This window comes from Vibrio sp. DNB22_10_4 (assembly GCF_052879755.1).
Genome location: NZ_JBNNXW010000026.1, coordinates 1 through 18538, shown reverse-complemented (window position 1 = coordinate 18538; position 18538 = coordinate 1). Strand labels below are relative to the sequence as shown.

Sequence of the window (18538 nt, the reverse complement as noted above, 5' to 3'; positions counted from 1 at the left end):
GTTCATTGAAAACCTAATTTGATACCGAGGTATCTAATTTGATTATCATCAACGAGTGCCCACACAGATTGATAGGTCTATATTTTTAAAGAACATCTCTTCATTCGTTCGCTGCTGCGTTCCGTTTGAAGAGGCGGCCATTCTAGCGAGAAAATCTTTTGTGTCAAACACTTTTTTTATTTTTTCTAAAATAAAAACCAGATTTTCTTTTTGGCTAATTGCCGCTCTGATCCGGCCTTCGAAGCGTTGCCGCCTCTGCCGTGTCAGTGGAAGCGCATTATAGAGATGCCCGATAAGTTGGCAAGTGTTTTTTTGGATTATTTCCAAAAAAACGGTTTTTTGAGGAAAAAACAGCCGAAGTGTTCAAAAAGTATTATTTAGTCCTCGTTTAAGTGAGGTTAATAACACTATTTCCTTCCTGAATTCGTGGAGAAACGCTCAGTTGCGCTTGTTCACGGCTCTGAGCTTTAAGCTGCGCATTGAGCAACAGCACAGCTTCATGAGCCATATCACTGATCGGAAATTCAAGGGTCGTGACCTGCGGGTAAAGCCCACGACAACTATTCACACTGTCGTAGCTAATAATAGAGATATCCTCCGGGCAACGTATTTGATGTTCGTAGCAATATTTCATGATCCCACGAGTCATCTCTTCACCGGTTGAAAATAATGCCGTTGGCTTTTGCTCTAAGCTCATCAATTGAGCCATTGCTGCGTAACCGCTATCTAGCTCGTAGTCACCTTCAACAAGGTAATCTGGATTCAACGCGATACCTTTTTCGGCTATCGCATTCTTATAACCCGTCAAACGAACCTGACTACTCAATCTGCCTAGGGGGCCTGTGACACAACCTATATTGATATGGCCACGTTCTAGAAGATAACTCGTTGCCAATGCGGAAGCCTTTTGATGATCAAAAGTCACACATTGCTGTTTAATTTCTTCTATATAACGGTCAAGAAGCACAAACGGAGTTCTGGTTTTTGATAGGGCGATCAGCTCTTCATCACTCAAGTAGCGACTGTGCAGTATAAAGCCATCACAACGTAGGTCTTTAAACTTCTCTATCGCCTTCTTTTCACCATCAGCACTATGATGTCCTTGCGCAGTCAACAGGAACTTGTTTTGCACATCAAGTTCCAATTGTACTTGATTCATCATTTGACCAAAGAAGCCGCCGGTATAGTAGGTCACCATCAAACCAATCATATTGGAATGTGATTTTGCCAAAGAACGGGCAATTGCACTTGGCCGATAATCAAGTTGCGCCATAGCCTCTTCGACTCTTCGCTTTGTGTCAGATCGAAAACTGCCCTCTCCGTTGATAATACGTGAGACGGTTGAGCGGTTGACACCTGCCAATGCAGCAACTTCCTTAATACTCGCCATTAGCTATGCTTCCTTGGTAATCTTGAAAATGAATTGCTGCACTCAATACTACGAAACCGAGTGAGATAGGGAAAGAAGTAACCATGAGCGCAAGGTGAATTTTTGGGAACGCACTCATGGTTATCGATAAAAGTATCGACTAAATAACAGCACTGTAATGGGTTAACTCAATCTGTTGGCTATTTAAATATTGTTTCAGCTCCTGTGAGCTGAGTACTTCAAGTTCTAACTCCCTTTTGTCTAGATACGAACTGATCGAGGCGAGTTCATCATCGACAACAGCAGGATGGCACATCACCTCGACGACTTCATATTGTTGAGACCAATCAGCGAGCTGAGCTTTTAGCCAGTCCAAAGAAATGTTGCCATCATAAAAGCCGTCACTAAATTGATAACCCGCTAAAGAAGGCGTCGCGCGATAGGGAACATCCAACTCATGACTTAACCGAGCGACCACTTTGGTGACGATAGGATGAAGGTGAACATGATGATGACTATCCAAATGACTAAGCGGAATGCCATAACTCAAAAAGTGTTCTATTTGAGCTCGAAACTCTTCATAAATTGCCGTCTCATGTTTTGGCTCTAACTTCGCCATAAGCGCATCGTACTTAAGAAAACTCCCTTCTATAGTGATAAGGGGGAAATGTGAAGATACCGGTTTGCCCGCGGTAAGACGTAAATGGACGCCGACACTTAGATTAGGCGCCGCCTCTAAACGCTCTAAGGCATCTTGTTCACCCTGCATACCAACCATCATTGTTGTCGATGTCACGACACCGTTAAGGTGGCTAGCAATGATGCCTTGATTTACCGCTTGGCAAAGCCCATAGTCGTCTGCATTAAAAATTAACTTCATGCCACTTCCCTCTCTTATTACTTAATCCAACGTTCCCTGTAGCGATACAAACTGTGGCAAATAATCCTTATTTTGCTCTAGGAAGTCGTTAAGCAGCGATTTTGCGATTTGAATATCGCCAACTAAAGGATGAGTCGCCAATGCCAGTAACGCTTTTTCCTTATCTCCATGTACAGCCGCCTCCACTGTTAGCATCTCATAGCTTTTTACCCTGGTTATCAGGCTCTCAACAAAATGAGGCAACGGATCCACTGCAATTGGCGTTGCACCGCTATTACCAATCACTGCTGAACACTCAATCACCGCATCATCCGGCAAAGCACTGATCACGCCAGCATTCGCAACATTAACCACATGGATATCATTTCGATTATTGTAAATAGCGTCCACTAGATTCAATGATGCATCGGAATAGTAAGCGCCGCCGCGCTCTTCTAGCTCCTTTGGTTTACTGTCTAGCGAAGCTTGCTTATAAAGTTCAAACAGTGCAGCTTCGGTTTCCATGACTTGCGTGGCGCGACTGCCTTTTTCCTTAAAGGATAGTTTTTCTTCTGCCAGCATAGCTTCTGTTTGATAGTAGTAGCGGTGATACGGGCAAGGAATCACACCCAATGCATTGAGAAAATCAGGGTCCCAAGGCTCTTCAAAAATGTTTTTCATCGAGAAATTAGCACCATCACCTACTTTACCGAGCAGCTCTTTGGTGACTTCTTTACCATTGAGGTATGCACTGGTCACCCAAACTAGATGGTTAAGCCCTGCATATTTCATTTGCAAGGCGCTAGGTTCGCAATCTAGCATCTCTGACGCCATCATTTGCATTGAGACTGGAACATTACAAAGTCCAATGGTCTTCACTTTGCTGTATTTATGAATGGCTTCGGTAACCAAGCCTGCGGGGTTGGTGAAATTTAGCATCCACGCATTAGGAGCGAGTTCTTCAATGTCTCGACAGATATCTAAAACAACAGGGATGGTTCGAAGCGCTTTAGCAAAGCCGCCCGCCCCTGTCGTTTCTTGTCCTACTCGATCATACTTCAATGGGATGGCTTCATCGCGTTGACGAGCTTTAAGCCCACCTACACGAAACTGCGTCATCACAAAGTCCGCCCCTTGTATCGCCTGTCTTCTATCCAAGGTTTGAGAGACGACGATATCGGCTTTCGCTTTAGCAACCATACGCTGGGTTAGCGCTGTTATAACCTCTAACTTTTCTTTACCCGCCTCGATATCAGTTAAACAGATTTCGCGAACAGGTAATAAGTCTTGCCTCAGTAATATGCCTTCTATTAGCTCCGGGGTATAACTGCTGCCACCACCGATAACGGCAATTTTCAGGGATTGGACTGTCATAGGATCACTCCTTTACCAATGCTTTTCTTAGCTCCACCAGCTCTGTTGCGAGCTCATGGGCAAGAATGGTAGTCATCAAATGGTCTTGGGCGTGCACCATCACTAACGTCATGGGTACCTTACCCTCACCTTGATCCAGCTCGATAAGCTGAGTCTGAATCAAGTGTGCTTTATTCAAGCACTCTTTTGCCTGAGCTAATGACGCGTCTGCAGTGGCTAAATCTTGCTTTCTGGCCGCTTGCAGTGCTTCAAAACACAAACTTCTTGCTTCACCTGCGTTGCAGATGATCTCCATCACTACCAATTCTTGATCCATGATACTCTCCTCAATAATGCTAATCGTTATGCGGTTGCTGCTTTTCCTGGCTGCGCCACTTCGCTCTCTTGTTTTGGCTGTTCTTGCTCAAGCAATTGCTTTTCGAACATCTTGAAGAACGGTAAGTAAAGGAATAGATCCAAAATCAACAGTGCGATAACGAGCAGCACTGGTGATAGTGTCCAGCCTGATCCCCATGATGCACCTATGATGGCTGGCGCCGTCCAAGGGGTTGTCGCTACACCCATTCCAACTAAACCTGCATGCACTGCAAAGTAGGCAATCGTCGCGTTAATGACTGGCGTAAACACAAATGGAATAAACAGAATCGGGTTAAGTACAACTGGGCTACCAAAGATCACAGGTTCGTTGATTTGGAAGAAACCAGGCACAACACTCATGCGACCTAAGCTCTTTAAGTGGACTGAGCGACTGAACATCATAAGCAGTACAAGTGCGAACGTTGCACCTGAGCCACCAATGAAGATATAGAAATCCCAGAACGGTTGAGTAAAGATATTTTGTACCGGCTCACCTGCAACAAATGCATCAATGTTGGCGCTGATGTTGGTTAGGAAGATTGGTGATAGCAAACCAACCACAATCGCCGCACCGTGAATGCCTGCAAACCAAAGCAACTGACAAACTAACAAGGCACCTATGATGGCTGGCAAAGTATTCGAAGCACTCACCAATGGTTTGAACATCGCCATCACGGCATCTGGGATCAGCATATCGTACGTGGTTTGAACAAAAATGCTCAGTGGGTACAAGGTAAAGAAGACTGCCAAGACAGGCAGTAGCACTTCAAAAGAGCGCGCGATTGCAGGGGGCACCTGCTCTGGCATACGGATGGTGATATTGTGCTTTTTCATGAAACGATAAAGCTCAACCGCAAAGAACGCACAGATCACTGCGGTAAAGATACCAGTACCACCCATATGACCGGTTGGCAGGCCGCCATCTGTTGCTGGTGCTGCCACCAGCAAAAAGCTCATCAGAGACAGCGTAGCACTGGTAATGCCATCCATCTTATAAGATTTGGCGAGGCTATAAGCGACCCCAAGGGAAACAAAGATCGTCATGATACCCATCGACATACTAAAGGGCATCATGATGGTATCAAAGTGTGTGGTGGCAAAGTCTAACCAGACTCGGCCGAAGCTATTGGTGGTGTCTTCCGAAAATGGGGGAAAAGCAAAAACTAGTAAAAAACTACCGACAATAATAAATGGCATCGCAACAATAAAACCATCTCTCATTGCACGAACATGGGGTTGATTACCCACTTTTGTGGCTATTGGCGCGATGTGCTTTTCGACGACATTTATAATCGCATCATAAAGCTTCATAACATATTCCTTTATTTCACGTTAACGTTATTAATTGACTAATCTATTAAGGCAAGCGCTTGATCTAATACTTCCGCACCCTTCATCATTCCGTAGTCTTGTGGTGAAATGGCATCAATATTCTTGCCATGCTCCGTGGCCACTTTTCTAAGTTCCTCTAGCTGAAACCTGACCTGAGGCCCCAGTAGGCATACATCGTACTCACCAATCGCATCATTGAAATCTGATACAGACTTAGCTTGAATTTCGCACTCAATACCACGAGATTCCGCTGATTGTTCCATTTTTTTTACGAGCATGCTGGTCGACATTCCAGCGCTACAGCAAAGTAATATTTTCTTCATAAAGCCTCCATAGCAGTTACAAAACAACGGTAACAAAAATAACATTAACATTAAAACGCAACCGGTTGCGTTTTTAATTGAAATGGATCGCAAAAATAAAAGATCTGCCGATTTTACTTTATTTTTTTCGTTAAATTAAAATCGATTTTTGGAAAGAAGTATTATTAAAACTCACACTTATAGGACTTATTATGAAGAAAATCACTAGCATCGTCAGTAGCTTACTTATCCCTCTATCATTTAGCGCTGCTGCGGCCGAGCCAAAAGCCACCATCTATCTGACATTTGATGATGGCCCCATTAACGCGTCGATCAAAGTGATCGAAACCCTCAATAAACACAATGTGAAAGGATCGTTCTTCTTCAATGCTTGGCACTTAGATGGTATTGGTGATGAAAATGAAGACCGTGCGCTAGAGGCACTGCTACTGGCACTCAATACTGGACACATGGTTGGTAACCACAGCTATGATCACATGGTACACAACTGTGATGGTCTGAACGGTGAAAACACCGCAGCAGCGTGTAATGCGACAGGCATGCACAACGTCAATTCCTATCGCGATCCAGCCTACGATTACACCTATTTCCCGCTCAACTTAGCGAAATTTGAACAATACATCCCGAACATCACTAGCTATCCTAATTATGTCGCCGATCAGTTTGCCCGCCTACCGTATACCAATGGATGGCGTGTCGCTAAGAGCTTTAAAGCCGATGGCCTTTGTGCGACCTCTGATGATTATCTGCCTTGGGATCCTAACTATGTCTGCGATCCAGACAACCCATCAAACAGCTCCAGCAATGCGATGACTTTATCAGACATGCTCACCAACGATAGCTATCAACTGTTCGGTTGGGACCTTGACTGGGCACCGGAGAACTGGGGAATTGAGATGCCAGCGAACAGCTTGACCGAGCCAGAGCCATTTTTGGCGTATGTTGAAGCGTCTATTAATTCTTGCGCACCGGTAACCATTGAACCAGTAAACTCGAAAGCACAAAACTTCCCTTGTGATACCGCCCTTCATAAAGACAAAGTCATTGTGCTGACCCATGAGTTTTTGTTTGAAGATGGCCACCGTGGCATGGGCGAAACCAAAAATATCCCAAAACTGGACAAGTTCCTGGAGCTAGCGCTGCAAGCAGGCTATGTATTTGATACTTTGGATAACTACATCGAAGATTGGGCGCCAAATACTCACTATCAAGCAGGCGATCACGTTAACCATCAAGGTACCATTTACGTCGCTCAGAAAGATCACTTTGCACAAAATGATTGGGCACCTTCACTGCATTCAACTTTATGGTACAACGCGGATCCAGCGACCAACTGGCAGCTAAATGTTAGCTATGCGCTTGGTGATGTCGTGGTTTACAACGGAGCTAAATATCAGGTAATTACCGCACACGTGTCACAAGCTAACTGGACACCGAATGCTGAACCAACATTGTTTGCACCTGTGCAATAATCTGCTTGTATTTATCCACTTACCCTAACTAATGGGACTGTGACATGAAATACGCCAACTAGTGCAACGCTAGTTGGCGTTGTCATCAAAGTAATAGGACACTCGAGCACGTGGATTTAAGTATTCACGGATTTCTTCAGGTAAACGTTCAGGATGAATCACCGACTCTACCTTCAAGTCTTTATCTTCAAGCGCAATGATAGGAGCTTGCAGTTTAGGCACGCTTGGATCGTAAAGCAGCACATTTGGGCTGAGTAAGCTCGCGCTGTTAATGGATACCACAAGGCCAACCATTTCGTTCGACAACTTGACGATAGTACCTGGTGGGTAGACGCCCATGTACTTGATAAGAATGTTCAAATTCTCATTGTTGTAGTGCGATTTAGCGTGCTTATACAAGTAAGAAAGCGCGGTATATGGGATCTTCTTCTCTGCGGGATTTTGATGATGGCACAAGTTATCAAACGCATTTGCTACCGAGACAATTTGAGTGATCACATCAATCTCATCGCCTTTAAGACCATTTGGATAACCCGAACCATCGAGAAGTTCATGATGCTGCTCGATAACCGTGATCACCTTCTCTGGCAAGATGTCTATCGCCCTCGCAATGTCACTGCCGTATTTGGTATGCAGCTTGAGGTAGTTATTTTCAGGCTCGGTTAACGGTGTGCTCTTACGCAGTATGGCCGCTGGGATTTTTGCCTTGCCAATGTCATGAAATAGCGCTGCCATCGCGACCATTTTGATTTCTTCTGCCTTAAGCCCTTTCGCTTTCGCGATCATCATCGCCAGAATCGAGACGTTTAAGCAATGGAAATAGAGATCTTCGAATTCTGTCTTACTGCCCATTAGGTGTAAGGTCACATCGTCCTGTGATAGCAGCGATTCAACAATATCATCGACCAGTTGCGCTGCCTCTTTTGCCGCTTGCTCTGGACGACTTCTTAACTTGGTCATCAAGTTGCGAATACGCGCTAATGAACGATCAAATTCTTTTTCACAACGAGAGACTTTCCTACGATAGGCCGACAACTCTTCGATGCGTTGCTGCTTCTCTTGCCAAAGCGCATCGGACTCTGATTGCGTAGCCTCATCGTTGGCGGCAGGCGCTAATGCTTGTTGTACTGGCAACGGCAAAGCATCACTAAGCTCTGGTGTCACATAGACATACTTCACGCCTAGTTGACGGATCACCTGTACTTGCTGATCAGATTTGATTTTGAAAACGTTGAATAGAAAGGGATGTTCATTCCATTTGAGGGGGATCTTGATATGAAGACCAGGCTGAATTCGATCCACTGAAATTTTGATACTTGCCACAACGATACTGCAATTGGCTGAAAAACACGCGGTGATTCTAAAGAACTTACGGCGAATATTCACTCATTAATCAATAAAGTGTGATTCGGATATATAACAGAACGATATAAAGTAAGGCGCTCGCTACAACAGCGAGCGCGACATTTGGTTAAGATTTACGGTCAAGAATGGCTTGAATACGCGGGTCGAGAGCCTTGCCGTGCTGATGCTCATACTCTTCTCGCTTTAGATCCACCAGGTTCTTCACCGACTGACTTGGCAGCGCTTTAGGCGCCTCTGTGACCAACTTGCCTTTTTCTTGCAGGCTCATGGCTTCACGGTAGAACTCTTTAAAACGTCGAACGATCATCGATTGAGGCAAACGTCTTAGCTCATAGCCTTTGTTTTGCATGATCCACTTTTCAATTTGGTTCTTCGGCGTTTTGCTCACGACGCGATTCAAGGCTTCCAGTGATTCAGATTCGGTCAGCTGACTTTTCAGCAGGGCAAGCTCACCCATGATCGGTGGCCATCTCTCCCCTGCTTGTAAGCGCTCACGACAATGCTGAATGACTCGCATCAACTCAGCCTCTGTCAGGCTGTCTGCGAAATCTAAAAAGCGACCGGTTGGCCTTCTGCCATAAGATTTTATCCACGTGGACTCATAAATACTCAGCAAAGTACCAAAAATGTAGTTACACCAATCACTCGGCTGACGCTCCGGTTCACCGTCGGTTTGTAACATAGGACGAGTTTCTTTCACCACCGGGCGAGATTCAACGGACGGGGTCGCTCGCACCTGAGTGCTCGGAGCATCCATCTTAGGCGAGGTAGCGGGCTCTGAAGGCTTACTCTCCTGCACCGAAGGCTCTGATTTTGCAGATTTCAAATGCTCAAGGTTGCCACTGACGCCCATTTCGCGGAGCTTCTTTTCCATTGCGCCAAAATCTAAGTTTTTTGGCTTCTTGCCACTACTCATATTGACCCTTTACCTTAGTGACCACAACGGGATCATCATACTAAAAATTTGGATTCTTACCTTGCCCACGCAAGTATTCACGAAACTCTTCCGACGGACTCACTTCACCCGCTTTCTGGCTTTGTTGGAATGACTGACGTCGTCTTTCATCGGCTTGTCTGCGTCTGTCTTCCGCTTGTTTCTCGTTAACGATCCACAGTCTCAGCTTGTTCAGCATTTGCGTGACCGACAAAAATTCATTAGCGCGTGCTTTGTAGTAAACAACAAATTTTTCCCAGAACAGATGTGGGTCAGCTGTCATACCTGAATGCAGGATAGACTGCATCGCCCACTCGGCGATTTCATTCTCTTGCAAGTCATGAGTTGAAATGTACTTCGCATTCGAAGGCGCTTGCGTGCTCTGGCGAGTGGCTGGAACTCGGTCATTTCGCCCTTGCGACTCACCTTCAAAGTACTGCTCAAAACCACCAGAGCCTTTCATCATTTCCAGCCAGTCTCGCAACATCGAATCGCGACGCACTTCGTTGACATTTCGTACATCACGTTCGCAGATAAACCGTTGCCACAAGCTGTCCCTATTCGCCACCGGCACTTTATATAAGTTCATTGGATGATATGTCCAAGGCGGCGCCGGGGATGCTTGAGGTGTTGTTACCACAGGCGTAGGTTGCGACTGATGCTCGCGACTGGTCTCAATCACCGGTAGGCTGTTTGGCTCAGAAAGCGACAGAGTAAAGTGATGCACCTGCTCTCGGCCATTTGAGCTTACCTGACCTTTTTGCAGCATGCCCTTTTGTGCCAACGCAGTGAGCACATCGGCAAGGCCAAACTCTCCAAGCAAACACTCTTTGGCAATCTCTGAGAGCACAACAGCAACTGAGCCATCCTGTCCACATAAGTCAGCCAACTTCAACAATACTAACTTATGGCTCGCTTCTAAATTGGTTTGTTGCCAAGCGAGATAGGTATATTTTGCGCCCACAGTCATTCTCCTCTCTGATACCTAGATTCTAGCGCTTCGCTGTGTTTGAGACAAACACAGCGAAGCGCTAATCCGATATGGTGCGATATTTTTAAACTCTCCGTTTCATCAAACTCACGCCATTAAATATGAACACACTCGCATAAAGATGCTCCATTTCACATCTTATCCCCCAAAGATGTCTGCATTGTTGTACAAAAAGCCATCAACCCACGTCATTTGAAGGAGTTTTTTGTGATACCACTCTACCGCGCAGCACTTACTTGCCTGATTTTCGTTATGGCCATTCCCCATGCCTTGGCCAGCTCACCGCTCAAGCAGACCATTCAGATCCCAGCTCCCTCATTGCAATCAGGATACCTAGACAATAGCGACACCCAGCAACTGTTTGTTGCCCTGCCACCGAGTTATCACACCAGCAATAAACGCTATCCTGTCGTTTACTACCTTCACGGTTACAACGGTTCAGTGCGCGAAGCAGACCGAATCGCCAAACATTTACCGACTCTTTTAGCACAAGACAACGCGCTCACAGAAATGATCATTGTTGGCATTAATGGCGCCAATCAGTTTGGCGGAAGCTTTTATGTCAACTCGGCCGTGACAGGTAACTGGGAGGACTTTGTAGTCAACGACGTCATCAATTATCTCGACACCCACTATCGGACATTGAGCGAAGCGCATTATAGAGGGCTAGCAGGCTTCTCGATGGGTGGCTTTGCTACAACCAACCTCGCCCTGCGCCATCCCGATACCTTTCAACATATGCATGCGTTTAGTGCCGGGCTGTTCGATGAAAATGGATTAACAGACGCGGTTACCCAGTGGCAAACGATGCGCTGGTATCGAGTACTAAAAGGCTATGCCGCCGCCTTCGCTCCAATTGAAAATAGCGAAGCCAAGGCCGAATGGTACGACTGGGATGCGAACGACCCTGCAATCAAAGCGATGTGGGAGTCAGGATTTGGTGCTATTCCCGACAAGCTCGAACGCTATCTCAAACAACCGCAAAAATTAAGCTCGATTCGTATCGAATACGGCATGAACGACCAGTTTCCTTGGATACCGAAAGGCAGCGCTTACCTAGCATCCGAGTTGAAAAAACGTCACATCTCTCATGAAGAATACGCCCACGATGGCAATCACACCTTCACGGCGACACAGGGTAAAAATGCGATCGTGTTTTTTGACAAGGCGTTTAAAAAGCAGATAGCTGAATAATAGCTGTGTTGAGTTTACAAACTCCAGATACAACAAAGCCCCGACTTTCGTCGAGGCTTTGTTGTATAAATTATGGTACCGGTGGGCGGACTTGAACCGCCACGCCCGAAGGCAACGGATTTTGAATCCGTCGTGTATACCAATTTCACCACACCGGCATCTTGGACTGATGTCCTTTGATGCTTGGCATTATACGTAAGCATTTAGATCGCGCAAGAGCAAAACGCTGAATATTCTATTGTTTGCTGCTATTTTCACCACAATGTGAAGCAATGCGATGGGCAAGGCTTTCCCCTTGGCATTGAAATCGCTATGCTGTGGCAAGTTTTAGTTATGGAAGTTTGTCTCAATGGAAACCCAATCTCTCCCACCTGCAGGATTCTTTCGCAGGCTTGGTGCGCTGTTCTACGATAGCTTGATTATTCTTGCGGTAGTGATGATGGCTGGCGGCGTTGTTGTCGCAATAATGGAAGCACTTGTTGCCGCAGGACTGATGTCTTACGCCCCATATGCCGATGCCAGCGACTTCTTAGGAAGTCACCCACTTTGGAGCCCTGTGTACACCGGTTATCTGGCGTTTGTTTGGATCTACTTTATTGTGTTCTTTTGGACAAGAGCAGGCCAAACGCTTGGTATGCGAGCTTGGAAGATTGAAGTGCAAAACCTTGAGGGTGGCAGAATCACCGTCACGCAGGCGCTGATTCGACTCGCAACCTCAGCGTTTGGTCTATCCAACCTTGCAGTGCCTATTGACCCTCAAAAGCGTGGCTTCCACGATATCTGGGCGAAGACTAAGGTTGTGGTGTTACCCAAAGCGAAGTAACACTCTAATCGCGAATAAAAAAAGGTGCCGCTAGGCACCTTTTTTAGTTCTGGCTTTCAATGATTACGCTTTGAACGCTTTAAATGCATTGATTAGACCGTTGGTTGAGCTGTCGTGAGACGAGATTTCGCTGTCGTCTGCTAGCTCAGGTAGGATTTGGTTCGCCAGTTGCTTACCAAGCTCTACACCCCATTGGTCAAAGCTGAAGATGTTCCAGATAACACCTTGAGTGAAGATTTTGTGCTCGTACATCGCGATTAGGTTACCCAGAGTACGAGGTGTGATTTGCTTCACTAGGATTGAGTTAGTTGGGCGGTTACCTTCAAAGATCTTGAATGGTACAAGATCTTTCACTTCTTCCGCACTCTTACCTGCTTTTACAAACTCTGCTTCTACTGTTTCTTTAGACTTACCGAACGCTAGTGCTTCAGTTTGTGCAAAGAAGTTAGACATTAGCTTCTGGTGGTGGTCGCTTACTTGGTTGTGAGAGATCGCCGGTGCGATAAAGTCACAAGGGATAAGCTTAGTACCTTGGTGAATTAGCTGGTAGAACGCGTGTTGACCGTTAGTGCCTGGCTCACCCCAGATGATTGGACCCGTTTGGTAGTCCACTGCGTCACCGTTACGGTCAGTAAACTTACCGTTTGACTCCATGTTGCCTTGCTGGAAGTACGCAGCGAAGCGGTGCATGTATTGGTCGTACGGTAGAATCGCTTCAGACTCAGCGCCGTGGAAGTTGTTGTACCAAATACCGATAAGAGCAAGCAATACTGGGATGTTGCTTTCTAGATCAGTCTCAGCAAAGTGCTTGTCCATCTCATGTGCACCCGCTAGTAGCTCAACGAAGTTGTCGTAGCCAACCGCTAGGATGATAGAAAGACCAATTGCAGACCATAGAGAGTAACGACCGCCGACCCAGTCCCAGAACTCGAACATGTTGTCGGTGTCGATGCCGAACTCAGCTACTGATGTCGCGTTAGTAGACAGCGCTGCGAAGTGCTTAGCAACATGCGCTTCATCTGATGCAGATGCTAGGAACCAGTCACGTGCAGAGTGCGCGTTTGTCATGGTTTCTTGAGTGGTGAATGTCTTAGAAGCCACCAAGAATAGCGTTGTTTCAGGGTCAACTTTCTTCAGAGTTTCTGCGATGTGAGTACCATCAACGTTAGACACGAAGTGCATGTTTAGATGGTTTGTGTATGGCGCTAGGGCTTCAGTCACCATGTAAGGACCAAGGTCAGAACCACCGATACCGATGTTCACAACGTCAGTAATTGCTTTGCCAGTGTAACCTTTCCAATCACCAGAGATGATGCGCTCAGAGAAGCCTTTCATCTTCTCTAGAACCGCGTTTACCGCCGGCATAACGTCTTCGCCATTTACCATAATTGGCGTGTTGCTGCGGTTACGCAGAGCAACGTGAAGAACCGAACGACCTTCTGTTTGGTTGATGGTATCGCCTGCAAACATCGCTTTGATTGCGCCTTTAAGCTCAGTCTCGTTCGCTAGAGCAAAAAGGTTGTTCATTGTTTCTTCGTTGATTAGGTTTTTTGAGTAATCAACAAGAATGTCAGAGCCGAAGCGTGTAGAGAATTTGCCAAAGCGGTCAGCGTCTTGTGCAAATAGCTCTGCTAAATCCATATCTTGCGCAGATTCAAAGTGCGCTGTCAGTGCTTTCCAAGCTTCAGTTTGCGTTGGATTGATGTTTTTCAACATGGTCTCTATCCCAATTTTTAGTCGGTTTTATTCCCAATCCCCCCAAGGAAAAGGAACCCCCAGTTTAGCGAATAATAAACAGTATATTCTAAATACAGACGAGTGCCCTTGATGATCACTCGTCGTTACAATCTTGTATGTTGTTCACAAAGCCGAGGCTTTGTTTAGTAATAAATTTTCAGGCGTAATTATGAACCAGAGCGCCTGTACGCTCCTTGAGTTAGGTCACGTATCGGTTCACAATGTAAACAAATTCAGACAACATCTTATATATGCATAGCACTATAATACAGAGGAGTGATTATGTGGCAACAAAAGACCCTTTACCTCAGCGCGAAAAAGCGTGGCTTTCACTTAATCACTGATGAAATTGAACAACAATTGCCCCAGCTTCGAGACTACTCTGTAGGTTTGCTACATCTTTTCATTCAACATACCTCAGCAAGTTTAACCTTAAATGAAAATGCCGATCCGACCGTGCGCACGGATATGGAGAGTCACTTCAATCGTTACGTACCGGAAGATGCACCATACTACCGTCATACTTATGAAGGCAGCGATGATATGCCTGCGCATATTAAAAGCTCATTGCTTGGTGCAAGCGTGTCGATTCCGATTAGTAATGGTCAGTTGGCTTTGGGAACATGGCAGGGTATTTACTTGGGGGAGCATCGAGATTTTGGTGGTGAGCGCCGGGTGATTGCGACGTTGCAGGGACAAGTTTGAAGTAAGAACAATGTTGGGTTCTGAGATCGCGGCAAGAAGATCCCTGCCTGCGCAGGGATGACATCGATACTAGCAGAGCAAGGTAGCGGCTAGTTGGTTTCGCTGTAGCTCATATCTACACGTGAGGTGAGTTTGGTCACTAGCTCGTAAGCGATAGTGCCGATGTGGTCTGCGACTTCTTCAGAGGGTAGCTCTTCGCCCCACAAGATAGCTTCATCACCGACTCGGTCTAGAGCATCTGGACCTAGATCAACGGTCAGCATGTCCATTGAAACTCGACCAGCTATCGGCACTTTGCGGCCATTTACCAGTACTGGCGTGCCGTTTGGTGCGGTTCGCGGGTAGCCATCACCATAACCAATCGCAATCACGCCGACTTTGGTATCTCGTTCACTGGTCCATGTGGCGCCATAGCCCACACTCTCGCCTTTTTTGACATCACGTACTGCTATCAAATGAGACTTCAATGTCATCACAGGCTTAAAGCCCATCTCTGCGGCCGTTTTATCTCCGAATGGCGACACACCGTACATAATGATCCCCGGTCGAACCCAATCGAGCTGGCTTGGCAGCCACTCAAGCAGGCCAGCAGACGCAGCCATAGAGCGCTCACCATTACAGCCTTCGGTCAATGAAAGAAACAGCTCAATTTGCTGTTTCGTCATTGGATTTTCAAGCTCATCCGCACAGCCAAAGTGACTCATATAGCGCAGCGGTTTCGCCACGTTATCGCAGCGATGCAGGCGCTCGACAAATTCTTGATATTGCTCTTCGCGAACGCCAAGACGGTGCATACCGCTATCGACTTTTAGCCAGACCACGACAGGGACTTCGAGTTCGGCTTGTTCTAACGCTTCAAGTTGCTCGTAGCAATGAACAACGGTTTGAATATTGTTGGTCACTAGAACCGGCAAGTCGTTCGGCGAGTAAAAACCCTCTAATAAAAGGATAGGTTTTACCACGCCACTGGCTCTTAGCTGCAATGCCTCTTCAATACGCGCCACACCAAATGCATCAGCACCTTGGGCACTCTTAGCGATATGTCTAAGACCATGACCGTAGCCATTTGCCTTTACCACTGCCATAATTTTGCTATCGGGCGCTTGCTGTTTAATGCACGCCAAATTGTGCGCCAGCGCCTCTAAATTAATGTGCGCCGTCGCCGCTTTCATATAACTCATGCAACTATCCTACTATTCTTCGTCAAACGCAGGACCTGCGTAGTTATCAAAGCGAGAGAATTGACCTTGGAACGTTAAGCGAACTGAGCCGATAGGACCGTTACGCTGCTTACCAATGATAATTTCAGCAATGCCCTTTAGCGCACTATCTGGGTGGTACACCTCATCACGATAGATGAACATAATAAGGTCGGCATCCTGCTCAATAGAGCCCGATTCACGAAGATCCGAGTTTACGGGGCGCTTGTCAGCACGCTGCTCCAAGGAACGGTTAAGCTGTGAAAGCGCCACCACTGGTACGTTAAGCTCTTTAGCCAAGGCTTTTAACGAGCGAGAAATCTCCGCGATTTCCAGAGTACGGTTTTCAGAAAGTGAAGGGACGCGCATCAACTGAAGGTAATCGATCATGATAAGGCTCAGACCGCCATGTTCACGGGCAATTCGGCGAGCACGAGAACGTACTTCCGTCGGTGTTAAGCCGGAGCTATCATCAATGAACATGTTTTTCTTTTCCATGAGCATGCCCATGGTGGTCGAGATTTTCGCCCAATCCTCGTCGTCAAGCTGACCGGTACGGATTTTGGTTTGGTCGACTCTAGAAAGGGATGCAAGCATACGCATCATCAACTGCTCAGAAGGCATCTCTAGCGAGAAGATAAGCACAGGCTTGTCACTGGCCATTGCTGCGTTTTCACATAAGTTCATCGCAAAGGTGGTTTTACCCATCGATGGACGCGCCGCCACAATAATCAAATCAGAGCCCTGCAGGCCCGCTGTTTTCTTGTTGAGGTCGTTAAAGCCTGTCGTCACACCCGTCACACCGTCTTGCGGCGTTTTGTAGAGTATCTCAATTCGCTCTAGGGTTTTCTCAAGAATGTTATCAACATTCTGGGGGCCTTCGTTTTCACTGGTACGATCTTCAGCAATTTTAAAGACTTTGCTTTCCGCTAAATCCAACAAGTCTTCTGAAGAGCGTCCTTGCGGATCGTAGCCAGCATCAGCAATCTCGTTGGCAACGCCGATTAGGTTACGAACCAGCGCTCGCTCGGCAACGATGTCGGCATAAGCATTGATGTTAGCAGCACTCGGCGTGTTCTTCGCTAAGTCAGCAAGATAAGCAAAGCCGCCAACATCATCGAGCTGTTCGCGCAGCTCTAAATGTTCGGAAAGCGTGATTAAATCGAGTGGATTACTCTCTTCGAGAATGGCTTGAATACCTTCGAAGATCAAACGATGCGGTCTGCTATAGAAATCGCTGCTAATGACTTTTTCAGCCACGGTATCCCAACGTTGGTTGTCCAACAGCAAACCACCTAAGACCGATTGCTCGGCCTCTAGGGAGTGAGGAGGTACCTTCACTGAGTCCACTTGAGCATCTTTACTTTTCTGATTTCGACTATCCGCCATGACCTAACTCGATAACACACTAAGACCCACCATTATATACACAACTCAGTGTCGGCTAAAGTAAAGAAAACGCGACAAAAGCGATGGTTCATGAATCAATATTTGACCTATCGCTGACGATGAACGAATATGCCACACATATAATCCCCAGCCCTTTTCTCCATGCCATGAGGTTTTCGTGTCTAAGAAGTTGTTATTTGGTTTAGTGCTGCTTGCATCGCCGGCTGTCTATGCTGAAGAGTTCACGCCTTCTGGTGACAGTGAAGAGACTCCGCCTTCCCCACTCAAAACTGAAGTAGAGTTCGGCTATCAAGCCCACTCAGGCAATACCGACTCTCAATCGCTAAACGCTCGTGTTGGCGCTGAATACACCGAGGGGAGGCACCGTACCAACGGTGAATGGAAGTACTATCAATTGTACAAGAATGGGGAAGAAGACAAAAACCAGCAAAACTATTTACTGCAAACCGACTACAAGTTAGGCCCAAGAACCTATCTGTACGGAAACTATAACGGTTTTACTTCTCGCTACAGCTCCTATTTTGAAGACCATACTATTTCGGGCGGTTTGGGTTATCAGTTGTTTAATACTGATTCACTTTTGCTTGAAGCCGAACTTGGTCCCGGTTTTCGTTATCAAGAACCTAACGTTGATGAAATTGATGATGATGAGATCATTTTCAAGGACATAGTAAAAGAAGCCATTGTCCGCGGTAATATTAACTTTTCCTGGAACCCACTGGATAACCTAACGGTCGCCACCAAGCTCACGGTCACCGCAGGTCAAAGCAACACGCGTTTGGATACGGAGTTAAACGTCACCAACGACATTACCGAAACCATTGCCCTTAAGCTTGCCTATGACAGTAAGTATCACACCAAGGTACCTAGCCCTACCTTAAGTAAGCGTGACTCAATCTTTACAGTGAATCTACTGTTCGCCTTCTAAGCTTTCGAAAAAAGCAAACCGCATCTTAATTCAATAGAAAATAAGCAAAAAAAAACACCAGCCGAAGCTGGTGTTTTTCGTGTTCTTACAACTGAATTACTCAGCAGCAACAACTTGTAGTGCGATAGTTGCGAAAACTTCAGAGTGAAGTTGAACGCTGATCTCG

The 18538-nt window shown here is 46.3% G+C and carries 17 protein-coding genes, 1 tRNA gene and 1 pseudogene; 5 read left to right on the top strand and 14 right to left on the bottom strand.

Annotated features, from left to right (window positions below; all coding sequences use genetic code 11):
• Positions 1–388 precede the first annotated feature (388 nt).
• The 6 genes from ACVA6Q_RS24150 to ACVA6Q_RS24125 all read right to left on the bottom strand — a co-directional run bounded on the left by ACVA6Q_RS24150 (position 389) and on the right by ACVA6Q_RS24125 (position 5614).
• Positions 389–1390: a LacI family DNA-binding transcriptional regulator gene (locus tag ACVA6Q_RS24150; RefSeq protein WP_446649170.1), complete on the bottom strand. Its 1002-nt coding sequence runs from the start codon at positions 1388–1390 to the stop codon at positions 389–391.
• Between the two features lie 139 nt (positions 1391–1529).
• A complete protein-coding gene (gene chbG, locus ACVA6Q_RS24145; protein ID WP_446649169.1) occupies positions 1530–2249 on the bottom strand; it encodes a chitin disaccharide deacetylase in 720 nt (239 codons plus the stop codon).
• Between the two features lie 21 nt (positions 2250–2270).
• On the bottom strand, positions 2271–3602 hold the full coding sequence (locus ACVA6Q_RS24140) for a 6-phospho-beta-glucosidase (RefSeq protein ID WP_446649168.1): 1332 nt from the start codon (positions 3600–3602) through the stop codon (positions 2271–2273).
• Positions 3603–3606: 4 nt separating this feature from the next.
• The gene (locus tag ACVA6Q_RS24135) at positions 3607–3918 is read right to left on the bottom strand and encodes a PTS lactose/cellobiose transporter subunit IIA (RefSeq protein ID WP_353497752.1); all 312 of its coding nucleotides are present in this window, start codon (positions 3916–3918) and stop codon (positions 3607–3609) included.
• A 26-nt stretch (positions 3919–3944) separates the two neighbouring features.
• Positions 3945–5270: a PTS sugar transporter subunit IIC gene (locus tag ACVA6Q_RS24130; protein WP_446649167.1), complete on the bottom strand. Its 1326-nt coding sequence runs from the start codon at positions 5268–5270 to the stop codon at positions 3945–3947.
• A 38-nt stretch (positions 5271–5308) separates the two neighbouring features.
• Positions 5309–5614: a PTS sugar transporter subunit IIB gene (locus tag ACVA6Q_RS24125; protein ID WP_353497750.1), complete on the bottom strand. Its 306-nt coding sequence runs from the start codon at positions 5612–5614 to the stop codon at positions 5309–5311.
• 191 nt (positions 5615–5805) lie between these two features.
• Between ACVA6Q_RS24125 and ACVA6Q_RS24120 the strand changes: the two genes are divergently transcribed.
• Complete coding sequence (locus tag ACVA6Q_RS24120) at positions 5806–7086, top strand: carbohydrate-binding protein (protein ID WP_446649166.1); 1281 nt, start codon at positions 5806–5808, stop codon at positions 7084–7086.
• Positions 7087–7155: 69 nt separating this feature from the next.
• Here the strand turns inward: ACVA6Q_RS24120 and ACVA6Q_RS24115 are convergent, their stop codons facing one another.
• The 3 genes from ACVA6Q_RS24115 to ACVA6Q_RS24105 form a co-directional block, all read right to left on the bottom strand.
• Positions 7156–8409: an HD-GYP domain-containing protein gene (locus ACVA6Q_RS24115; protein ID WP_446649165.1), complete on the bottom strand. Its 1254-nt coding sequence runs from the start codon at positions 8407–8409 to the stop codon at positions 7156–7158.
• A 148-nt stretch (positions 8410–8557) separates the two neighbouring features.
• Positions 8558–9367: a hypothetical protein gene (locus ACVA6Q_RS24110; protein ID WP_446649164.1), complete on the bottom strand. Its 810-nt coding sequence runs from the start codon at positions 9365–9367 to the stop codon at positions 8558–8560.
• A 40-nt stretch (positions 9368–9407) separates the two neighbouring features.
• Positions 9408–10349 carry a hypothetical protein gene (locus ACVA6Q_RS24105; protein ID WP_446649163.1) on the bottom strand — a complete coding sequence of 314 codons (942 nt, stop codon included), beginning with the start codon at positions 10347–10349 and terminating at the stop codon, positions 9408–9410.
• A 234-nt stretch (positions 10350–10583) separates the two neighbouring features.
• Between ACVA6Q_RS24105 and ACVA6Q_RS24100 the strand changes: the two genes are divergently transcribed.
• The gene (locus tag ACVA6Q_RS24100; RefSeq protein WP_446649162.1) at positions 10584–11570 is read left to right on the top strand and encodes an alpha/beta hydrolase; all 987 of its coding nucleotides are present in this window, start codon (positions 10584–10586) and stop codon (positions 11568–11570) included.
• A gap of 73 nt (positions 11571–11643) precedes the next feature.
• Here the strand turns inward: ACVA6Q_RS24100 and ACVA6Q_RS24095 are convergent.
• Positions 11644–11728 (bottom strand) — tRNA-Leu (locus ACVA6Q_RS24095).
• 191 nt (positions 11729–11919) lie between these two features.
• Here ACVA6Q_RS24095 and ACVA6Q_RS24090 point away from each other — a divergent pair.
• Positions 11920–12393, top strand: coding sequence for an RDD family protein (locus ACVA6Q_RS24090; protein WP_353497744.1), 474 nt, complete (start codon positions 11920–11922; stop codon positions 12391–12393).
• 63 nt (positions 12394–12456) lie between these two features.
• Here the strand turns inward: ACVA6Q_RS24090 and pgi are convergent, their stop codons facing one another.
• Positions 12457–14109: a glucose-6-phosphate isomerase gene (gene pgi, locus ACVA6Q_RS24085; RefSeq protein WP_446649161.1), complete on the bottom strand. Its 1653-nt coding sequence runs from the start codon at positions 14107–14109 to the stop codon at positions 12457–12459.
• Positions 14110–14412: 303 nt separating this feature from the next.
• Between pgi and ACVA6Q_RS24080 the strand changes: the two genes are divergently transcribed.
• Positions 14413–14835: a secondary thiamine-phosphate synthase enzyme YjbQ gene (locus ACVA6Q_RS24080; RefSeq protein WP_353497742.1), complete on the top strand. Its 423-nt coding sequence runs from the start codon at positions 14413–14415 to the stop codon at positions 14833–14835.
• Positions 14836–14924: 89 nt separating this feature from the next.
• On the opposite strand, the gene alr is transcribed toward ACVA6Q_RS24080, so the two are convergent.
• Both alr and ACVA6Q_RS24070 read right to left on the bottom strand, forming a co-directional pair.
• Positions 14925–16007 carry an alanine racemase gene (alr, locus tag ACVA6Q_RS24075; protein WP_446649171.1) on the bottom strand — a complete coding sequence of 361 codons (1083 nt, stop codon included), beginning with the start codon at positions 16005–16007 and terminating at the stop codon, positions 14925–14927.
• A gap of 21 nt (positions 16008–16028) precedes the next feature.
• On the bottom strand, positions 16029–17423 hold the full coding sequence (locus ACVA6Q_RS24070) for a replicative DNA helicase (RefSeq protein WP_418641929.1): 1395 nt from the start codon (positions 17421–17423) through the stop codon (positions 16029–16031).
• Between the two features lie 178 nt (positions 17424–17601).
• Between ACVA6Q_RS24070 and ACVA6Q_RS24065 the strand changes: the two genes are divergently transcribed.
• Complete coding sequence (locus tag ACVA6Q_RS24065; protein WP_353497740.1) at positions 17602–18372, top strand: DUF481 domain-containing protein; 771 nt, start codon at positions 17602–17604, stop codon at positions 18370–18372.
• A 96-nt stretch (positions 18373–18468) separates the two neighbouring features.
• Here the strand turns inward: ACVA6Q_RS24065 and rplI are convergent.
• Positions 18469–18538, bottom strand: a pseudogene (gene rplI, locus ACVA6Q_RS24060) (50S ribosomal protein L9); the annotation flags it as partial.